Source organism: Pelotomaculum propionicicum, assembly GCF_048984525.1.
GTDB classification, from domain to species: Bacteria; Bacillota; Desulfotomaculia; order Desulfotomaculales; family Pelotomaculaceae; genus Syntrophopropionicum; species Syntrophopropionicum propionicicum_A.
Genome location: NZ_JBMGJC010000005.1, coordinates 1 through 17,849, shown reverse-complemented (window position 1 = coordinate 17,849; position 17,849 = coordinate 1). Strand labels below are relative to the sequence as shown.

At 46.0% G+C, this 17,849-nt stretch carries 19 protein-coding genes; 10 read left to right on the top strand and 9 right to left on the bottom strand.

The window, feature by feature from the left end:
- Positions 1-95: 95 nt before the first annotated feature.
- On the bottom strand, positions 96-1,037 hold the full coding sequence (locus ACOBQJ_RS06635) for a LysR family transcriptional regulator (RefSeq protein WP_421070954.1): 942 nt from the start codon (positions 1,035-1,037) through the stop codon (positions 96-98).
- 217 nt (positions 1,038-1,254) lie between these two features.
- Entirely contained in the window at positions 1,255-2,217 is a 963-nt protein-coding gene (locus ACOBQJ_RS06630; RefSeq protein WP_421070953.1) for a LysR family transcriptional regulator, read from the bottom strand.
- A gap of 890 nt (positions 2,218-3,107) precedes the next feature.
- Between ACOBQJ_RS06630 and ACOBQJ_RS06625 the strand changes: the two genes are divergently transcribed.
- From ACOBQJ_RS06625 to ACOBQJ_RS06585, 9 genes are all read left to right on the top strand, one after another.
- Positions 3,108-3,974 (top strand): FAD binding domain-containing protein, encoded by an 867-nt coding sequence (locus tag ACOBQJ_RS06625; RefSeq protein ID WP_421070952.1) that lies wholly within the window; start codon positions 3,108-3,110, stop codon positions 3,972-3,974.
- Positions 3,975-3,990: 16 nt separating this feature from the next.
- Positions 3,991-4,503 carry a (2Fe-2S)-binding protein gene (locus tag ACOBQJ_RS06620; protein ID WP_421070951.1) on the top strand — a complete coding sequence of 171 codons (513 nt, stop codon included), beginning with the start codon at positions 3,991-3,993 and terminating at the stop codon, positions 4,501-4,503.
- A gap of 16 nt (positions 4,504-4,519) precedes the next feature.
- The gene (gene hcrA, locus ACOBQJ_RS06615; protein WP_421070950.1) at positions 4,520-6,838 is read left to right on the top strand and encodes a 4-hydroxybenzoyl-CoA reductase subunit alpha; all 2,319 of its coding nucleotides are present in this window, start codon (positions 4,520-4,522) and stop codon (positions 6,836-6,838) included.
- Positions 6,839-7,153: 315 nt separating this feature from the next.
- Entirely contained in the window at positions 7,154-8,188 is a 1,035-nt protein-coding gene (locus ACOBQJ_RS06610; protein WP_421070949.1) for a molybdopterin-binding protein, read from the top strand.
- Positions 8,189-8,245: 57 nt separating this feature from the next.
- Positions 8,246-9,391, top strand: coding sequence for an XdhC family protein (locus ACOBQJ_RS06605; RefSeq protein ID WP_421070948.1), 1,146 nt, complete (start codon positions 8,246-8,248; stop codon positions 9,389-9,391).
- Positions 9,391-10,206, top strand: coding sequence for a selenium-dependent molybdenum cofactor biosynthesis protein YqeB (gene yqeB, locus ACOBQJ_RS06600; protein ID WP_421071171.1), 816 nt, complete (start codon positions 9,391-9,393; stop codon positions 10,204-10,206). Before ACOBQJ_RS06605 ends, yqeB begins: the two co-directional genes overlap by 1 nt.
- A gap of 23 nt (positions 10,207-10,229) precedes the next feature.
- Entirely contained in the window at positions 10,230-10,976 is a 747-nt protein-coding gene (gene yqeC, locus ACOBQJ_RS06595) for a selenium cofactor biosynthesis protein YqeC (protein WP_421070947.1), read from the top strand.
- A gap of 139 nt (positions 10,977-11,115) precedes the next feature.
- Positions 11,116-11,703 (top strand): nucleotidyltransferase family protein, encoded by a 588-nt coding sequence (locus ACOBQJ_RS06590; RefSeq protein WP_421070946.1) that lies wholly within the window; start codon positions 11,116-11,118, stop codon positions 11,701-11,703.
- Positions 11,704-12,086: 383 nt separating this feature from the next.
- Positions 12,087-12,755: an ABC transporter ATP-binding protein gene (locus ACOBQJ_RS06585; protein ID WP_421071170.1), complete on the top strand. Its 669-nt coding sequence runs from the start codon at positions 12,087-12,089 to the stop codon at positions 12,753-12,755.
- A 163-nt stretch (positions 12,756-12,918) separates the two neighbouring features.
- Here the strand turns inward: ACOBQJ_RS06585 and ACOBQJ_RS06580 are convergent, their stop codons facing one another.
- Positions 12,919-13,101, bottom strand: a complete 183-nt coding sequence (locus ACOBQJ_RS06580) for a hypothetical protein (RefSeq protein ID WP_421070945.1) — start codon at positions 13,099-13,101, stop codon at positions 12,919-12,921.
- A gap of 222 nt (positions 13,102-13,323) precedes the next feature.
- Between ACOBQJ_RS06580 and ACOBQJ_RS06575 the strand changes: the two genes are divergently transcribed.
- The gene (locus ACOBQJ_RS06575) at positions 13,324-14,250 is read left to right on the top strand and encodes a DUF2935 domain-containing protein (protein WP_421070944.1); all 927 of its coding nucleotides are present in this window, start codon (positions 13,324-13,326) and stop codon (positions 14,248-14,250) included.
- A 91-nt stretch (positions 14,251-14,341) separates the two neighbouring features.
- On the opposite strand, the gene ACOBQJ_RS06570 is transcribed toward ACOBQJ_RS06575, so the two are convergent.
- The 6 genes from ACOBQJ_RS06570 to ACOBQJ_RS06545 all read right to left on the bottom strand — a co-directional run.
- Positions 14,342-14,872 (bottom strand): DUF6143 family protein, encoded by a 531-nt coding sequence (locus ACOBQJ_RS06570; protein WP_421070943.1) that lies wholly within the window; start codon positions 14,870-14,872, stop codon positions 14,342-14,344.
- Between the two features lie 243 nt (positions 14,873-15,115).
- Positions 15,116-15,592 (bottom strand): hypothetical protein, encoded by a 477-nt coding sequence (locus ACOBQJ_RS06565; protein ID WP_421070942.1) that lies wholly within the window; start codon positions 15,590-15,592, stop codon positions 15,116-15,118.
- 260 nt (positions 15,593-15,852) lie between these two features.
- A complete protein-coding gene (locus ACOBQJ_RS06560) occupies positions 15,853-16,176 on the bottom strand; it encodes an AzlD domain-containing protein (protein WP_421070941.1) in 324 nt (107 codons plus the stop codon).
- Positions 16,163-16,855 (bottom strand): AzlC family ABC transporter permease, encoded by a 693-nt coding sequence (locus tag ACOBQJ_RS06555; protein WP_421070940.1) that lies wholly within the window; start codon positions 16,853-16,855, stop codon positions 16,163-16,165. The genes ACOBQJ_RS06560 and ACOBQJ_RS06555 overlap by 14 nt, the downstream gene beginning before the upstream one ends.
- 367 nt (positions 16,856-17,222) lie before the next feature.
- Positions 17,223-17,525, bottom strand: coding sequence for a hypothetical protein (locus tag ACOBQJ_RS06550; protein WP_421070939.1), 303 nt, complete (start codon positions 17,523-17,525; stop codon positions 17,223-17,225).
- 142 nt (positions 17,526-17,667) lie between these two features.
- Positions 17,668-17,849, bottom strand: a 182-nt coding sequence (locus tag ACOBQJ_RS06545; RefSeq protein WP_421070938.1) for an integrase core domain-containing protein, incomplete at its 5' end; no start/stop codon positions are given.

Sequence of the window (17,849 nt, the reverse complement as noted above, 5' to 3'; positions counted from 1 at the left end):
CTACTTACTAGGAATTTGAAAAAACCGCTTTCATTCCGCAAGGCATGAAAGCGGTTTTTTGTTGTTTTGGATTTATTAAAGTGACAGATCAAAAATTACTTGCTATTTATAAGCCGGGAGTGAACCGCTGTAACTTTGGCTTTTTCGAGAGATTCTTGTGTTTTAAGCCACTGTCTTGTATACTTCAAAAACATTTTAATTGCAGGTGGTGTGTCAGAGGTGTTTCGCGTGGCCATGTATACCGTTCTGGGTATTGTTGGTGTAAGCTCTATAACCTTCATATCGGGACCTTTCTCCGCCATAGCCACTTTGGAAGAAAGCACAGTAATACCAATATCCTCGCGCACAAAACCCAGCATAGTTTTAACAATTGAGCAGTTCAGGATTACGGTGGGTTCGAAACCAGCCAAAGCACAGGCATTGTGAAAATCTTGATAATGCCCGGAAGTGGGAGGCGTGAGAATAAACTTTTCATTTTTTAGTTCATTGATGTGCACTGAAATCCTGTTAGCCAGAGGATGGTTGTGGCTGGTCACAACTACCATTCTGTCGGTCAACATTGGGCAAAACTGAATTATTGGGCTTGGTCTTGAAATTTGCACAAATGCGGCGTCAATTTTTGAGGAATTCAGCATGGATAACAAAACTTCACACTGTTCCTCTACGAGGTGCATTTTGATTCCCGGGAAGCTATCCTGAAACGATTTGATCAGGTTTGGCAGGTTGTAGCTTCCGATTACCGCTATAGTTCCCAGTGTAAGCTCGCCTTTTACAATAGACACGTACTCCTGGACACTGCGGCGTGCTTCATTTACTTCTGACATTATGCGCCGGGCGTGAGCTACAAACTCTGCTCCTGCAGGCGTCAGCTGCACCGACCGGGTCGTTCTCACAAATAAGCTGGCGCCCAATTCGCTTTCCAGCTTGTTAATCTGCTGGGAAAGCGAAGACTGGGATATTTTGATCTCTTCTGCGGCACGTGTAAAATTATGGTGCTTTGCCACAGCCAGCACATATTCCAGCTGATGCATTTCCATAATACCTCTACCTCCTATATCAAAGTGATACCATGTGAAAACAAGAGATTAAAGGCAACCTGCTTAAAGTATACAATATATAGTATACCATTAATATTATTGTGGAAATGGCCAATTTAACGCAAAAGCGGAATTATAGCTGTTAATTTTTGGATGGTATCAGGTTATAGCCGATAAAAATAGCAAGGTTATGTAATTTAACCTTGCTGGAAAAAAATTATCTGCTGTACATAAGTCTGATGTCACGAGAAGTGAGGGAAGTGTTTGTCGCAGATATTTTGGCCCGGTCGATTGACCTTTGTTTTTCAAGCCACTGGGTAGTAAACTTCAAAAACATTTTAAGCGCAGGCGGCGTGTCATCGCTGTTTCGTGTGACCAGAGAGATCCTTCTCGGTATGGTTGGTGTAAGACCAATTACCTTCATGCTGGGATCCTTCTCCGCCAGGGCTACCTTATTAGACAGAACCGTAATGCCAATTTCCTCGCGCACAAAACTCAGCATTGTTTTCACGATAGCGCATCTAAGGATTATGTTGGGCGAAAAACCTGCGGCAAGACAGGCGTTATTGAAATCATGAAAGTGCCCCGAAGTAGGGGGCGTCATAATAAACTTTTCATTTTGCAATTCTTTTATGTCCACCGAAACCCTGTTGGCCAGGGGATGATTTTGGCTTACCACAACTACCATCCTGTCCCAGATAAGGGGGTGAAACACAAAATGTGGGTTCGGCTTGGTAACCTGTACAAAGCAGGTATCAATTTTTGAGGCATACAGCATTGATAAAAGTTCTTCACACTGTTCCTCTACGAGATGCACTCTAATGCCGGGGAAGTTGTCTTGAAAAGATTTGATCAGGTTTGGCAGGCGATAATTCCCGATTACCGCGATCGTGCCAATTGTTATCTCACCTTTTACCATGGACACGTATTCCTGGATACTGCGGCGCGCTTCATTTACTTCCGACATTATGCGCTGCGCGTGTATTACAAAATCTGTCCCCGCCGGTGTCAGCTGTACTGAGCGGGTTGTTCTCACAAATAAACTGGTGCCCAATTCGCTTTCAAGCTTGTTTATCTGCTGGGAAAGCGACGACTGAGAGATTTTGATCTCTTCCGCGGCGCGTGTAAAGTTATGGTATTTCGCCACAGCCAGTACATATTCCAACTGATGCATTTCCATAATACCCCTCCTATCTGAATAAACTTTCAAAAAAAGAATAAGGTAGTAATCCTGTTAAAAGTATACAATGTACTGTATTCTTACGGCGTCTTTAAAATATTATATAAGTCGGATATTAATTAGTAAATGTATTTTTATTAGAACATTTAGCCAGTTGATTGCAAGTAAAATACACCATTTAATGCAAAACTAAATTAGGGTTTAAATGATTTGAATTACTATACTATTTTTGTTTTATATTACCACTCTTTAGGGACAAGCATAAATATATGTTGACGATAGCATTAATAGTAAATTTCTATTAATCTGCCACTAGAAAATTACGTCACCATAATTTACCTCCAGAATAATTCGTAATAATCTTGCTTTGTTATAAAAAAAAGTATTTATAATACCAAATATGAGATTAACTACCATATAGTATAATCCCTGGTAGTGATAGGATTTTGTCTGGATATAGCCGGAAACTGTTGCTAACTCGCTATATTAGCGCGTCAATGATAATTAGTTTTAGGGATGTACCTGCAGATTTCTATTTAAAAATTTAATCATTTTCGGAAAATTAATAGGCAGTACTAATTAATGCAATCGTAAACGCATATTTCACTTTGCTTATTTGGGGGTGTTAAGATAAAGCCAAGATAAGCATTAGGAATATTAGTATGCATTTTTATGCAAAAAGCCCAAAAACTCTGAGTTATTTTTACTTTGAGTACAGTTTGGGGTTATTTAAGAGTATTTAATTAGATTTAATTTTAATTTAATTTTAAAAGGAGTTATTAACAAAGAATAGGATACTGCAATTTTTGGGGGAGGGTGATGCAGAGAGTTTAATAGTAGGTTCAAAGTGTTTGGCAAGTAGATTATTACCAAAAAGAGGAGGAGAAAACGTGTATCTACCTGATTTTGAGTACTACGCACCGGATAGTATCGCGGAAGCCTGCCAGATGTTATCGCAGTATGGCAACAGGGCTAAAGTGATCGCCGGTGGAACAGACCTGCTGTGCAAAATGAAAGAAGGCATATTAAAGCCGGAAGTCCTGATTTCTCTTAAGAACCTGGAAATGAGAAAAATCGAATACGTACCTGGTAAAGGTGTTGTGGTTGGAGCAAGATCAACCCATAACGACCTGGTTAATTCAGAAGTGATGAACGAAAAATATTTATCCGTATCGGAAGCGGCTCACCAGATGGCGGCCAACCAGGTCCGCAACGCTGGCACAGTTGGCGGCAACCTCAGCAATGCTGTTCCTTCAGCAGACCTGCCGCCGATTTTCATCGCCCTTAACGCTACTGTTAAAATAGTCGGCCTGAACGGGGAACGCACCTTACCCGTGGAAGAACTCTTCACCGGCCCTGGCAAGACTGTCCTGGCGCAGGACGAGATTATTACTGAAATAGTTATACCGGATCAAAAAATGACCGGCAGCACCTACATTAAATTTGGTCTGCGCGGCGCAGGCGCCTTAGCTGTTGTTGGCGTGGCTGTCGCGATTGAAGTTGAAAACAACGTGATTAAAGATGCCCGCGTATCCCTGGGCGCTGTTGCAGCCACTCCTGTGCGGGCCAAGAAAACCGAGGATTTCCTAAAAGGCAAAGAGGTCACTGATGAACTGTTAGCAGAAGCCGGCGTCATCGCTTCTGGAGAGTGCACGCCCATCTCTGATATTCGTGCATCAGCTGAGTACCGTACCGACCTGGTCCGCGTGTTTACCAAGCGGGCGCTGCGCAAAGCTATAGACAACGGCCACGTTTAAGAAAGGAGGGGTGAAAATGTCAACAAAAATGATAAAAGATAAAGACGGAATTGAACGTTTTGTAGTTAGCATAACTGTAAACGGCGACGAATACACCAGGATGGTTAAAGCCAACAGGCTGCTGGTTAACTTCCTGAGGGACGACCTGGAACTCACCGGTACCAAGAAAGGATGCGAACTGGGTGACTGCGGATCCTGCACCGTACTGCTGGACGGAAAAACACCGGTTAACGCATGCCTGATGCTTGCTGTTGAAGCAGATGGAAAAGAGTTTATTACCGTGGAGGGCGTTGCTTCCCACGAAAAACTAGATCATATCCAGGAGAAATTCATCGAGCACGGGGCGCTTCAGTGCGGCTACTGCACACCCGGCATGATTCTCTCGGCCAAAGCATTGCTCATGAGAAATCCCAAGCCAACCGAACGCCAGGTACGTGAAGCTATCTCCGGCAACCTGTGCCGCTGCACCGGTTATATTAACATCATCAAAGCTATCATGGACGCTTCCGGTCAAGAAATTCCAGTGTAAAGGGGTGAATATAAAAATGACTGAAAAGAATTTTAAAGTTATAGCTAAAGGAAAACCCAGGTACGAAGGCCGTGAAAAAGTTACCGGCGCGGCAAAATATTGTGGGGACCTCAAATTCCCCAACTTGTTATATGGAAAAATGCTGGGCAGCCCTTACGCCCATGCCAAGATATTAAGTATTGACACCACCGAGGCCATGAAAATACCCGGCGTTAAAGCTGTAATCACAGCCAAGGACGTCCCGAGCCTGACCTACGGTATCAGCCCGGCCCGTTGGGACGAAAACGTGTTATGTATCGAAAAAGCGTTGTTTGTCGGCGACAAAGTGGCCGCAGTGGCCTGTGTCGATGAGGAAACCTGCTACAAAGCCCTGGCAGCGATTAAAATCGAGTGGGAAGTACTGAAGCCAGTGCTTGATTACATGCATGCTGATGACGACGACATGCCTCAGATCCACGCCAAGTATCCCAAAAACGTCAACACCGAAATCCACCAGGAGTTCGGCGATATCAAGAAGGCTTTTGAAGAAGCTCACTATGTGCGGACAGACACGTTTTCCGGGCAGCGCGCTTACCAGTGCCCCATCGAGCCGCACTCTGCCGTCTGCATCTGGCAGGACAACAAGCTTACCGTTTACTCCAGCACCCAGTCCGTGCACTACTTCCAGCACTACATCTCCCGTGAATTCGAACTGCCGTTTGGCGACGTGCGGGTCATAGCGCCGTATGTAGGCGGCGGTTTTGGCGGCAAGCTCGAGCCGACAGGTTTGGAATTTAACGGCGCGGTGCTTTCAAGGATTACCGGCCGCCCGGTGAAGATGTTCTACGACCGCAAGGAAATGTTCCAGCATAACCGCGGCCGTCACCAGGGCACTTACAAAATTACCACCGGCGTGGACAAGGACGGCAAAATCCTCGGCTGTCACGTTGATTTCCAAACTGACGGCGGAGCCTATACCAGCCTTGGCATTGCCACGGCATACTATGCCGGCGCTCTGCTTCCCCTGACCTATGAAATTCCGGTCTATAAATTTGATAACCGCAGGATGTACACCAACCTGCCGGCCTGCGGCGCCCACCGCGGACACGGCGCTCCCCAGCCCAAGTATGCGTTTGAAAGCCATATGGACAACATTGCCAAGGCCATGGGCATCGACCCGCTAGACCTGCGCCTGCGCAACGCCCGTGGTCCCAATACCGAAACCGTTAACAATTTCAAAATTAACTCCTGCGGCATGAAACAGTGCCTGGAAAGAGCTGGCGAACTATCCGACTGGCGCAAGAAGAAGAAAGAAGGCCTGCCCAAGGGCAGAGGTATCGGCATCAGCACAGGTTCATTCGTGACCGGCGCCGGTTATCCCATCTACCGTACAGACCTGCCGCACGCTTCCTGTATGATAAGGGTAGTTGAAGACGGCACCTCGGCAACTCTCTATTCAGGATCGGTCGAAATCGGTCAGGGTTCCAATACTATCCTGCTTCAAATGGCTGCTGAAGCCATGGGCTACCGCTATGAAAACATGAAAATGGTAAACGGTGACACCGAAACCTGCCCGCTCGACTTTGGCGCATATGCCAGCCGCCAGACCCTGATGTCCGGTAACGCTGTCAAGCAAGCCGGCGAAGAAATCAAGAAACAAATACTTGAGATGGCTTCCACGATGATGGGCCTGCCTCCCGAGGACCTGCAATGCGAGCTGGGAATTATATCCTCAATTTCCCGGCCTAAAGCAGGGACACTTACCTTTGAAGAAGTGGCAAGAAGGTTCTTTGTACTGCGCGGTCCACTGATTGCGAAAGGTGTTTATACACCGCCTCGCCTGGGCGGCACCTTTAAAGGCGCTCCCGTGGGCACATCCCCGGCCTACAGTTTCTGCTGCCAGGCTGCTGAAGTTCAGATCGATGAAGAAACCGGTAAAATTGAAGTGGAAAGAGTATGGGACGTCCACGACGTCGGCCAGGTGATCAACCCGGTTAACCTGCACGGCCAGGTCCACGGCGCCCTGTATATGGGCCTTGGCGAAACCATCTGGGAACAAGTTCACTTTGATCAAAACGGCAAGATTATGAACGGAAACCTGGGCGGATACATGATCATGACCGCGCTGGATATGCCTCCGGTAACCAGTGAAGTCCTGGAAGACAGTTATGAAATAGCAGGACCTTGGGGAGCCAAGGAAGTGGGCGAAGGCGCCACCAACCCGACCATCGGCGCTTTCCGGAACGCTATCTTTGACGCCATGGGTGTAAGCGTTCAGAGTGTACCTCTAACATATGAAAAAGTATGGCGCGCTTTAAAAGAGAAAAGAGAACAAGAGGCCAAAGAAGCCAAGTAATTTAAGGATCCCGACCTTATCAGGATTAGAGATATGAGAGGCTGTAGTATAGTCTCTCATATCCTAATCAACCAGATAAAAGGGACAGTGTCCCGCGCCTGATTTACCAGTTCCTTAAGGCTCCAATCTATATTAAGGGGTGGGCTGGGAAAAGTTTAGAGCTTAGTCCACCCCCCTTATTAGTACTGAGCAGTATAAGTTGATTGATATAGATAGAATAAATCTTGAATTCCTACCTTCTGAAACAAATCGGTAATAATTTTTAATTACGGTTACACCCGTGTGTAAAAGTGGAATTGTAAAGGGGTGCGAACAATGAGAATACAGACAATCAGAGTGGAGGAAGCGGTAGGCAAGGTACTCAGCCACGATATCACAAAAGTTGTTAAGGGAGAGTCCAAGGGAGCATCTTTTAAAAAAGGACACATTATTAAGATAGAAGATATACCAGAGCTGCTGAAGCTAGGCAAAGAAAATATATATATCTTAGAACTTGAGCAGACTGACGTGCATGAGGATATTGCCGGTGTGAGGCTGGGAACCGCCGTCTCGGGCCAAGGCACTACATGGACCGGCCCCAAGGAAAGCCGTGTAAACCTTTATGCTGAATATGAGGGGCTGCTGAAAGTCAATATTCCCGCCCTGGAGGCAGTTAACGATTTGCCTGAAGTAATACTCTCCACCCTGCCTAACAATACAGTCGTCAAAAAAGGCGACCTGTTGGCCGGTACCAAGGTGATCCCTTTGGTAGTACCGGAACAAACAGTCCTAACGGCGGAAAACATCTGCCGGCAGGCGGGCTGGGTGGTAAAAGTGCTCCCGTTTTTGAGCCATAAAGTCGGTGTGGTCATAACAGGCAACGAAGTTTACAAGAAACGCATCCGTGACGGTTTCGGGCCGGTGATCACGGAAAAGGTTGAGGCATATGGTTCTACGGTAATGGGTGTGGATTTCGCGCCAGACGACGTGGACGTTATTGCCGGCAAAATTAAAAAAATGGCTCACGACGGAGCGGACATAATATTTGTAACAGGCGGCATGTCTGTCGATCCTGATGATGTTACCCCTAAAGCTATCCGGCTCACGGGGGCCAATGTGGAAAAATACGGAGCCCCGGCGCTGCCCGGCGCGATGTTTATGCTGGCCTACCTGGACGATATCCCGGTGATGGGAGTGCCGGCCTGCGGGATGTTCTTTAAAATAACAATTGTTGACCTCCTGCTGCCCAGGTTGCTGGCAGGTGAGCGGATAACCCGCAAAGATATCATTGCCCTTGCCAACGGCGGTCTGTGCAGGGCTTGTCCTGAATGCAGGTATCCGAACTGCACATTCGGTAAATGCTCTAATTAAGAGCTGATTTATGCTTTTAGTGATAGAATAAGGATGTTGCCGGGAGGGCATTGAATAATGAATATAGATCTGCAGCAGGGAAAAACAATAATTACCGTCATCAGGCAGGAAGGTCTGGACGAGAGTCTGCCGGGCGCAAAAATAATGCTCACAGCTGACGGTCTGAAAATAAATGGAGATCTGCGTCTGCCCTGGCTGGAAGAGCAGGCGGTACAATATGTCCGGGAAAACAAATCGTACGGGATGTTTAAGGTCGCCACCCTGGTTAACCCGGCACAGCCGGAGCAAAGAGCGACAGTGATGGTTGATCCGTATCTGGCGCCACCCGAACTAATTATCCTGGGCGGTGGGCATATCGCAGTGCCGCTGGCATATGTCGGGCACATGCTGGGCTACCAGGTCACCGTAGTAGACGACCGCCCTGACTTTGTTTCAGCCGAACGCTTTGCAGGTATTTATAAAAGTATCTGCTGCGATTTCAATGATATTGAAAATATTTTGAACCTGGGGCCGTCCAGCAGCGTCGTAATTGTTACCAGAGGTCACATGCACGACCTCGACTGCCTGCGCAGGGTTATCAGATATCCTATCGCTTATCTTGGAATGATCGGCAGCAGGCGCAAGATCAAGATGATCAAACAGGTGTTGCTTGAAGACGGTATAGATATGGAAAAAATCGAAAAAGTGCGTATGCCGATCGGGCTGGATATCGGAGCTCAGACACCAGCTGAAATTGCCGTTTGCATCGCAGCGGAAATGATTATGGACCGCCGCGGCGGCGGTGCGGGGTCCCTGGCTGAAGGACGCAATCTGAAAGTTGCTCATCCCAATGACTGCGAAATGCCATCAATTGCAGATAAAGAAGCGCTATATATGGCCATAATAGCAGCCCTTGAAAAAACGCCTGCCGCACTGGCCACAATTACCATGACAAAAGGATCTACACCTCGTAAAGCAGGCGCTCGCATGCTTATTTACAGGGACGGACGCATACAGGGGACAATTGGCGGCGGCTGCGGCGAGTCGGAAGTCCGCCTGCAGGCAATGAATGTAATTGACAGCGGGAAACCATATTTGCATGGGGTATCACTGACGGCGGACATAGCCGCATCCGAAGGTATGGCCTGCGGCGGCGTCATGGAAGTATATATTGAGCCGGCGGACATGTATGCTGAGGTTTTTGACGGTGGTGAGGAGAAGTGATCCCGAAAAGACCGCTGATTGTTATAAAGGGAGCCGGCGACCTGGCTACAGGAGTAGCCTACCGTCTGTACCAGAGCCGGTTGGATGTTATTATGACAGAGATTAACCGCCCGCTGGTGGTAAGGAGAAAAGTGGCCTTTGCCGAGGCTGTGCATGACGGCATGGCCGTAGTTGAGGGAATTACAGCCAAACTGGCTGTCACGGTGGACCATGCCTGTGAATTGTTGGAAGACAGGATCATACCCGTGCTGGTAGATCCCGAGGCCGACGTGGTGAAAGTCCTGCGCCCGCAGGTGGTGGTCGATGCCAGGGTAGCCAAGCGCAACCTGGGCACAGCCATAGATGAAGCGCCCCTGGTGATCGGACTGGGTCCGGGCTTTACGGCCGGGCAGGACGTCCATGCAGTTATTGAAACCTGCAGGGGGCACCGTTTAGGCCGGGTCATCTACAGCGGCAGCGCTATTCCTGACACGGGCAGCCCTGGCAGTGTCGGCGGCTTCACAGTGGAAAGGCTTTTAAGAGCACCGGCGGATGGTGTTGTGATGACGACCAGGTCTATCGGGGAAATAGTAGAAAAAGGTGAAATAGTAGCCGTTGTGGAAAACAACCCGGTGCGGGCCCAAATAACGGGAAAAATCAGGGGAATGATCAAGGAGGGCATCAGGGTGCCTAAAGGCACCAAAATCGGCGATATTGATCCGAGAAAAGACGCCGAACATGATACAATCTCCGATAAAGCACTGGCCGTGGGCGGCGGCGTCCTGGAAGCCGTATTCAGTTTTATACTTGCTGATAACAACGCCTGGTGTAATTAGTATGGCAGGGAAAATATATTGTTATGAAAATTAGCGAAGCCCTGGATCTGAAAGAAAGCGAAACCATATCCTTTGTCGGTGGAGGAGGCAAGACCTCCCTGATGTTCCGGCTGGCTGAGGAAATACCCCTTCAATACAATGTTGTTATTACAACCACTACAAAAATATTTGTCCCCTCGCCTGAGAAATTCCCCCTTGTCCTTATGGGCAGAGTAGATCAGGTGGAAAAAGAACTGGCCGGTTACCTTAAATCGGGTATGAGGCCGGTTGTAGGTAGTGGGCTGTTGGAAAACAACAAGTTAGATGGAATTTCACCCGGTCAGGTAAGCCTGTTGCGGCGATGTTCCGACTACATGCTGGTTGAGGCTGATGGCTCCAAAGGCCTGCCTCTGAAGGGGCATTTGGATTATGAGCCCGTTATTCCCGGCGTGACAACTTTGATCGTGATTGTGGTAGGGGCTGACATTTTGGGAAAAACGCTGGACAGCAGGTATGTGCACCGGCCTGAGATAGTATCCAGGCTTACCGGACGTGAAATTGGATCAGTAATAGACGCCGGACTGATAGCCGATCTGATTGAACACCCGCAGGGCATGCTGAGGGAATATCCGCCTGGCGCAAGAGTTGTGCTGTTCATAAACAAGATAGACCTTCTTCCGGATCCCGATGGTGGATACAACCTGGACTGTTTTATCCCGGGCAAAAAGATTGAAAAAGTTATATTTGGTTCAGCAATCGGGGAGGAACCGGTCCTGGTTGTACTGGAATAAATAAAATTGCTGCAAGACAAAAGTCCTTGAGGGATTTGTGAAGCACGCCGCAATATCGGGGACGGTACGACATGGCTGTCTTTCAAGGCTTTGTAAAGGGTTTTTGTGTCGCAGTGAGCAGGGTGGTACTTGATAATACATGATCTCAGCAATTATTCTGGCCGCGGGGATGTCTACCAGGATGGGCAGGCCCAAACAGCTGCTCAAAGTGGGAAACAACACATTGATTAGGATTTTAACGGAAAATGTGCTGCTTTCCAATGTAGATGAACTGCTGGTAGTGACAGGTTATCAGCAAAAAAAAGTCAGTGCCGTGATCAGCGACCTGCCTGTAAAAATAGTTTTCAATCCCCGTTATAAAGATGGTCAGGGCACTTCCTTAGCCCTGGGGGTAAAGTCTATTAGTGACGCTGCGTCGGCATTCATGGTTTTTATGGTGGACCAGCCTTTGATCACCGCCTCCCTAATAAACAAGTTAATGGTTGAGTTTCAAAAAAGGCGCTGCCTGGCCCTGCGGCCGGTCTGCAAAGGACTGCCAGGCCATCCTGTAATATTCAGCAGTTCTTTAATCGATGAACTAAAAAGCCTTAGCGGGGATGAGGGCGCGCGACAGGTGCTGAAAAAGCTCGATGACAAGGTGGAATATCTTGCGGTAGGGGATGAAGCTGTGATTTTTGACATAGACACCCCTAAGGATTATGAAAAGTTCGTAGCTGAGATGATTTAATAAGAATTGATTTTAATAAATTTACCCCCCAATTAGATGCTTTATATCTTTTTTCAGTGCAGTTGCTTGACATGGATAAACCGTAACTTTAAATAGAACCATGCCGGTTCTAAGACACCAGAATAAAATCCATGTCAAGAACGATTTTTTTTGAAATAAGCGATAGAATATTAATTTATACATTTTAGTAAAAATAAAATTTATATTTTATAAATATTTAGCTCAGGCTAAATGCACTCTACCTCTCTACCCTTTGACATGGATAACCTCCCATAAATATACAGGTACATTCAGAAATAAAAAATTATCCATGTCAAGGGACTTTTTTTTTGACAATCGGGCCAGTAAGACACGAATTTTTGTCTAAGAAAAATGGTGATAAAATGCTGGAAGTCAATTTTAATAAAAAATTGTGGCATTTTGACCTGGACCTGCAGATGAACGTCAAAAATCAGATCCTCGTCCTGTGGGGACCTTCCGGGTCGGGGAAAACTACGGTACTGCAGTGTCTGGCCGGTTTGATGAAGCCTTCAAACGGCAGCATTATACTGAATGACAAGGTGCTGTTTTCAGCAGACAAAAAGATTAGCATACCCACGCGACACAGAAATATCGGCTACCTGTTCCAGGATTACGCTCTTTTCCCGCATATGACAGTAAAACAAAATGTATTTTACGGGCTCAGAGATATAAAACAAAAACAAGCCGGTTACTCCGAATCGCTTTTGGAAATGTTGGAATCATTCGGTGTGGGGCATCTTGTTGACAGGTACCCGCGTCAGCTCTCCGGTGGGGAGAAGCAGCGGGTAGCGCTGGCCAGGGCGCTGGCAGTGCTGCCTCAGATGCTTTTACTGGATGAACCTTTCAGCGCGTTGGATAGAAATATCAAGGTCAAGCTCAGGCGCGAGCTGAAAGCTCTGCATAAAAAGTGGCGGATACCTTTTATCGTGGTTACTCATGACGAGGAGGACGCCCGCTACCTTGGCGACACTATTATTTTTCTTAAGAAGGGCAAATCTAAAGAAGTATCCATGCAGAAAACCGCTGTGTGATTGTTATAACATCAGAGAGGGGAACCTCATAGTATCGGTACAGCCAACCACCTGAAATAAGCCTTATATACTGCAGTAAAACCCTGTCCGGGGTAATACCGGACAGGGTTTATAATTGCGGCTTAAATGAGCAGTTATCCTGCTGCGGAGTTGGCGCCGCTTTTTATTCTCTTTCAATTAATGTGAACCTTTCGCCGCAGTCCAAACATATATATTGCGAGTACCAGGGAGATAATGAATCGTTTCCCGCCTGCCAGCGCTCTCCTCTTAACACAACCCGCTTTTGTCTGCAATAAGCGCATACGCCTTTAAAGAGAGTTATTCTCAAATCTTTTTCCTCGATCACTTTGGCTCACTCCCTTTTTGTTTTTATTATACTTTGTTGTAAACAACCTTAGGGTATTATATTCATAATATTCAGTGTATTCCGATGAGTTACTGCTGTAAAGAAAATTTATGCTGATCAAAGCGGCCCCGAGCATAAATCACCATTTTCTGGTATTGGCATATTTATATTAAAAAGGTACGGGTTTGTGGTCCTGATGGTTGTATGAAAGGGGATTTTTTAATGTTGTCTAATGAGGATTTTTTAAGGCAGTCGCTGGACTTAAATTTGTTTTTTTTAAGAATTATGAAGGAACATTCATTCTTTTTGGAGGGAGGCTTTACTCCTGCGAATGCGGATCTGGCCAGGCAGGCGGATGATTTTAAAAAGCAGTACGAGGCCATGTTAAAAGAGGCGGTTTCTCTTGCAGACAGGTGTGTAAGCCCCGACGTGGTGTCTTCAGGAGAAATAGTCACTGAATTTACTCTTAATGCTGAGAAGGCAACCCAGTTTTTCACCGGCATTCCGATTGATACCAGCATTACAGCAGCGGAGCTTTCATTAGTAAAGGGTGTGCAGATGTTAAATCTACAGACACTGGCACGAAGGGTTGCTGATTTGAACCAGAGGGCAATTGAGACAACGCGGGCTTTAATTAGTTTTAAAACCCTTGTGCTGGACGGTGTTTTAACCTGCAGGATGTTTACATTCAACTACCCGCTTTTAATTGATCACATCCGCAGAGAAGCCATATTATTCGTGGAACTGCTCACGAGATTGCAAAACAGAGTTGTTATAGATATGACCAGGTTTGCCCTTGAACAGGAATCTTTCTGGAATAGAATTATGGCCGAGCACGCAAAATTTATAAGAGGGCTTTTAGATCCGACCGAAGAGGCCTTGTTTGTGACAGCCCATAATTTCGGCCGGGAATTTGATAAACTGACTGCGGAGGCGCTAGCCGCGCACACTCAGATCAACCTGCTGCCTCTGGTTACTCAGGAAAGCTTACGTGAGACCGTGGGCATAAGAGATTTTAAGAGACAAGGTACGGAGGGTATTCTTGCATGTAAAATCAGGTCCATAATATTGCCTTTGTTGGGTGACCATGTCTTAAGGGAAGCAAATCACTACCTGCGGTTATTAAAAATCTTCAGTAAAAGCGGCTAAGTTGAAATATCAATAAGGAATTTGGAAAAGACCGTGCAAAACGGTCTTTTTTCAATGTTTATAATAATCGTATACATCCGGAGTTTTTGGGTTATAGAGTATAAAATTTTTCCTCCCACCACCCGAACGCTACCCGGGCCTCCGCTTTATCAACTGGCGTTTCAGGATTGGACAGGAATACGACTAAGTTGCCGCCCGGCGCGAATATATATTTGCCTTCTTCCTGAAATTCCTGTGTGGAATAGGGCAGGACTCTCCTGACAAAAGCCTTAGTCCCGCCGGATGGAGAACCGGCGACATTGCTTGCCTTGAGCAGCTGCACCCGCGGCCGTGGAAGCGGGTGCAGGGCTGTGTTGGAAGGGGTGACAAGTTCCTCGGTGACAGGTGTGCCCGGAGGCGCCGTGTTAAACCAGATCTGAGCCCTGAGGGGAGAACTGCCAAGCAATTCTGTAACCGTCCAGACGTTTACAAACAAGTAGACCCCCGAGCCCAATGGATTGAACAAACCTGCCCAGGCGCTTGTGCCACTGCCAAATGTCAGATTGTCCCCATAACCCACAAAATATTTTCCTGTGAATGATTTCTCCAGAGCGTTTGAGATAGATACCGTTTTATTATACACGTAAAACACCCGCCTTAGAAAGTGACTGCAGGGCTTTCTAGAGCTTTGCTATAACAAATTACATCTCTGCTGCAACCTATCTAATTTAAATATATGCGGGGCGGTCAGGAATGGTAACGGCGGGCGGCAGGTGTACTATTGAAAGGAGAATTATACTGGGTACGGTACGGGCGTTATATTTTGACTGTGCCTTACCGGATAAAGGCAGTGCTGAATGAAACAATTAAAATATCGTTTTTATCTTTAACTGTTATTTTTATCGTCCTCATCTTTAAAGGATGGTTTTGCTGCTGCCGGCTGGAATTTTGGCGAGAATAGTTTTTTCACAGCGGGAACCAGTGCGTCTTCCTGCCACATTTGGTATACATACAGCAATAAGCCGTGCACAGTAACTATTAAAAATAAAGTTAAGCTGGTGGCCCCAATGTTTTCCCGTATTCCCCTGAGGGCTAACCACGGTATGAAAATCAACACAAATCCCAGATTATATAGTACTTCTACAGCAACATATCTCCAGAACTTCTCAAAAGTAAACTTATAAAGCCATAAAGTTGCTACCGGGGCCAGGCCCAGGTGATAGGTGAAAGTGTGGCTCAGTGGGGAAACTGTCTCATGAAGGGCCCATAATTTAAAAGTAGCTCCAACCTCCACAATGATCATGCTTGTAATTGAAGTAAACAAAGCAACCGGCATGAAGCGTTTTATTTCATCTTTTTTCATAAAGTAAAGGGTCAGCCAGGGCAATAGCAGAATGGACCATAATATAATTTGATTATTCAAAGTAGTCTCCTTATAGTATAAAATCTAATTATTTATTTTTCGCACTTGAAAAAGGGAATAATTATATTGATTATTTTTGCCTGCAATTTACCCTTTATACATAAGACCGTGTCAAGGGGACGGTTCTCTTGACACGGTCTTATGTATAAAGGGTAACTAAAAGAACGTCTCCCTGTTTCCCCCATGACTTCCACACAGGCTCAAATAAAATTATACAGCAGGGCCATGCTTGCGATACCAACCAACAAGCTATAGAAAAGGCTTTTGGTCTTAATAGCGACCAGGAGCGTGGGAATGAAGGCCCAGATGTACTTGTTTTGAACGCTGATATCAATGGCTCCATCCGGCGCCAGCACGCTCAAAGCTGTTAAACTGCTTAAAACGGCCGGGGCCACAAAGGACAACCACCGTTTTAGCGGCGCGGGAAATTCAAAGCGTGAAAACAGCGCTACCGGCAGGATACGCGGCAAGATTGACACAATTGAAACTCCGATGATCATGATCCAAATACTAGTCACGCTCATTGATAAACATCCCCAAACTGGCTGCGATAATCGTCGCAATAATGATATTAAACAAATTTCCCATAGTAGACGGCACGAGATAGCCTATCAGCAAACACAGCACTGCCGAAGATAAGGCCACAAAAATGTCTGATTTACGTTTAATCATGAAGACCAGTAAACAGATATACATCGCCGGCAAAGAAAAACTCAGGCCCAGGCGGTCCGTATTGCCAATATAACTGCCCATTAAGGCTCCCAACAGTGTGCTGGCGATCCAGCCAATATGTGAGCTAAGATGAAGGCCGGCTATATAGGAGGCGGTTGGCAGGTGATTCTGATAGCGGTTCATTGCTACCGCATAGGTTTCATCTGTCAAACCATAGGTAAGAAGGCTGCCGATGGCAGTCGGAACCCGCCCCTTGAGGTAGGGCACCAGCGATGTGGAAAATAATAAGTACCTTAAATTCAATAAAATATTGGCCATGATAATGGTGAAAACAGCTCCGCCCGCCTGCATGATCCCAATGGCCACATATTGTCCGGCTCCTGTAAAACACAGGGCAGACATCATCGTAGCCTGAATTATTGACATGCCTACCTCATTGGCCAGCACCCCGAAGGCAAATCCCAAAGGTAAATAGCCCAAAACAATTGGGATTGAGTCATTTATTCCTTGTCTTAATTCCTGCTTTTGCATATGTATCTCCATCCATAAAATTGTTTGCCAGGGATTCTTTAAATTGGTGTGTTCAGGGGAAATACATGAAAAGAAAAAGGGCTGTAGGATAAAAACCTACGGCTCTTTAAAAATCTAACTTTATGTTTATTATTATACTTTCGCTGATTTATTAGAGATCCCTTTTTAAAATAGAAAATGCTGATAGTTTTTTTAATCCGGAGATTTAAATGCAGTGGATTTGGCACAAACATAGATTTTGATGTAAGGGCCTGCCGGTTGCCTCGTTAATGCATGTAAACAACGTCAACCCTAGAGGGATTTATTAATACTTATATTGGTAATTAAAAGCTTACTTAAACCCTGGTACAAATTGATACCAGATACATTATCTGCTGTTGTTATTATCGTCCTCATCGTCAAAAACAGGTTTTGCTGCCGCTGGTTGTGACCTGGCAGAAAAAAGTTTTTTCATGGCCGGAACTAATGCGTCTTCCTGCCACATTTGATAAATATAGAGGATCAACCCTTGTCCCATGGCGACTAAATAAGATACTAGGGGGGCATTAAAGGCTATTATCCCTCTACTCGCTATCCAGGGCAACAAAATAACCACATAGGAAATATTACGTACCAGTTCGGTAATTATGTAGATCCAGAAGCGACCATATGTAAATTTAAAAATCCACATTGCGATTACCGGGAAAATACCATAAATATAAGTCGGTATTACAGCAAGTGGAAAAGTTGTTTCCTGGAGTATAATGCTCCCCTTGTCAAGAACACGGATTTAAAAATTTAAGTTTGCTCCTTCCCGTGTTAGTTGATAAATATCAAGCAGCTTCATTGAGCTTGCTTTTGAGGTAGTAGTCAACTGGGCAGGCACCGCCCAGTGATGAATGAGGCCGGTAGGTATTGTAGGTCCTCATATATTCAATTAACATAATTCTCAATTCCCGAGGGGTTTCGAATTCGTTTATGTATATGCGATCATATTTCAAGGTCCGGAAGAATC

Coding starts and splice junctions, on each gene's coding strand:
- ACOBQJ_RS06635 (WP_421070954.1), bottom strand. CDS start 1,037: ATGGAAATGCATCAGCTGGAATATGTGCTGGCTGTGGCAAAGCACCAT.
- ACOBQJ_RS06630 (WP_421070953.1), bottom strand. CDS start 2,217: ATGGAAATGCATCAGTTGGAATATGTACTGGCTGTGGCGAAATACCAT.
- ACOBQJ_RS06620 (WP_421070951.1), top strand. CDS start 3,991: ATGTCAACAAAAATGATAAAAGATAAAGACGGAATTGAACGTTTTGTA.
- hcrA (WP_421070950.1), top strand. CDS start 4,520: ATGACTGAAAAGAATTTTAAAGTTATAGCTAAAGGAAAACCCAGGTAC.
- ACOBQJ_RS06610 (WP_421070949.1), top strand. CDS start 7,154: ATGAGAATACAGACAATCAGAGTGGAGGAAGCGGTAGGCAAGGTACTC.
- ACOBQJ_RS06605 (WP_421070948.1), top strand. CDS start 8,246: ATGAATATAGATCTGCAGCAGGGAAAAACAATAATTACCGTCATCAGG.
- yqeC (WP_421070947.1), top strand. CDS start 10,230: ATGAAAATTAGCGAAGCCCTGGATCTGAAAGAAAGCGAAACCATATCC.
- ACOBQJ_RS06590 (WP_421070946.1), top strand. CDS start 11,116: ATGATCTCAGCAATTATTCTGGCCGCGGGGATGTCTACCAGGATGGGC.
- ACOBQJ_RS06585 (WP_421071170.1), top strand. CDS start 12,087: ATGCTGGAAGTCAATTTTAATAAAAAATTGTGGCATTTTGACCTGGAC.
- ACOBQJ_RS06575 (WP_421070944.1), top strand. CDS start 13,324: ATGTTGTCTAATGAGGATTTTTTAAGGCAGTCGCTGGACTTAAATTTG.
- ACOBQJ_RS06565 (WP_421070942.1), bottom strand. CDS start 15,592: ATGAAAAAAGATGAAATAAAACGCTTCATGCCGGTTGCTTTGTTTACT.
- ACOBQJ_RS06560 (WP_421070941.1), bottom strand. CDS start 16,176: ATGAGCGTGACTAGTATTTGGATCATGATCATCGGAGTTTCAATTGTG.
- ACOBQJ_RS06555 (WP_421070940.1), bottom strand. CDS start 16,855: ATGCAAAAGCAGGAATTAAGACAAGGAATAAATGACTCAATCCCAATT.
- ACOBQJ_RS06550 (WP_421070939.1), bottom strand. CDS start 17,525: ATGTGGATTTTTAAATTTACATATGGTCGCTTCTGGATCTACATAATT.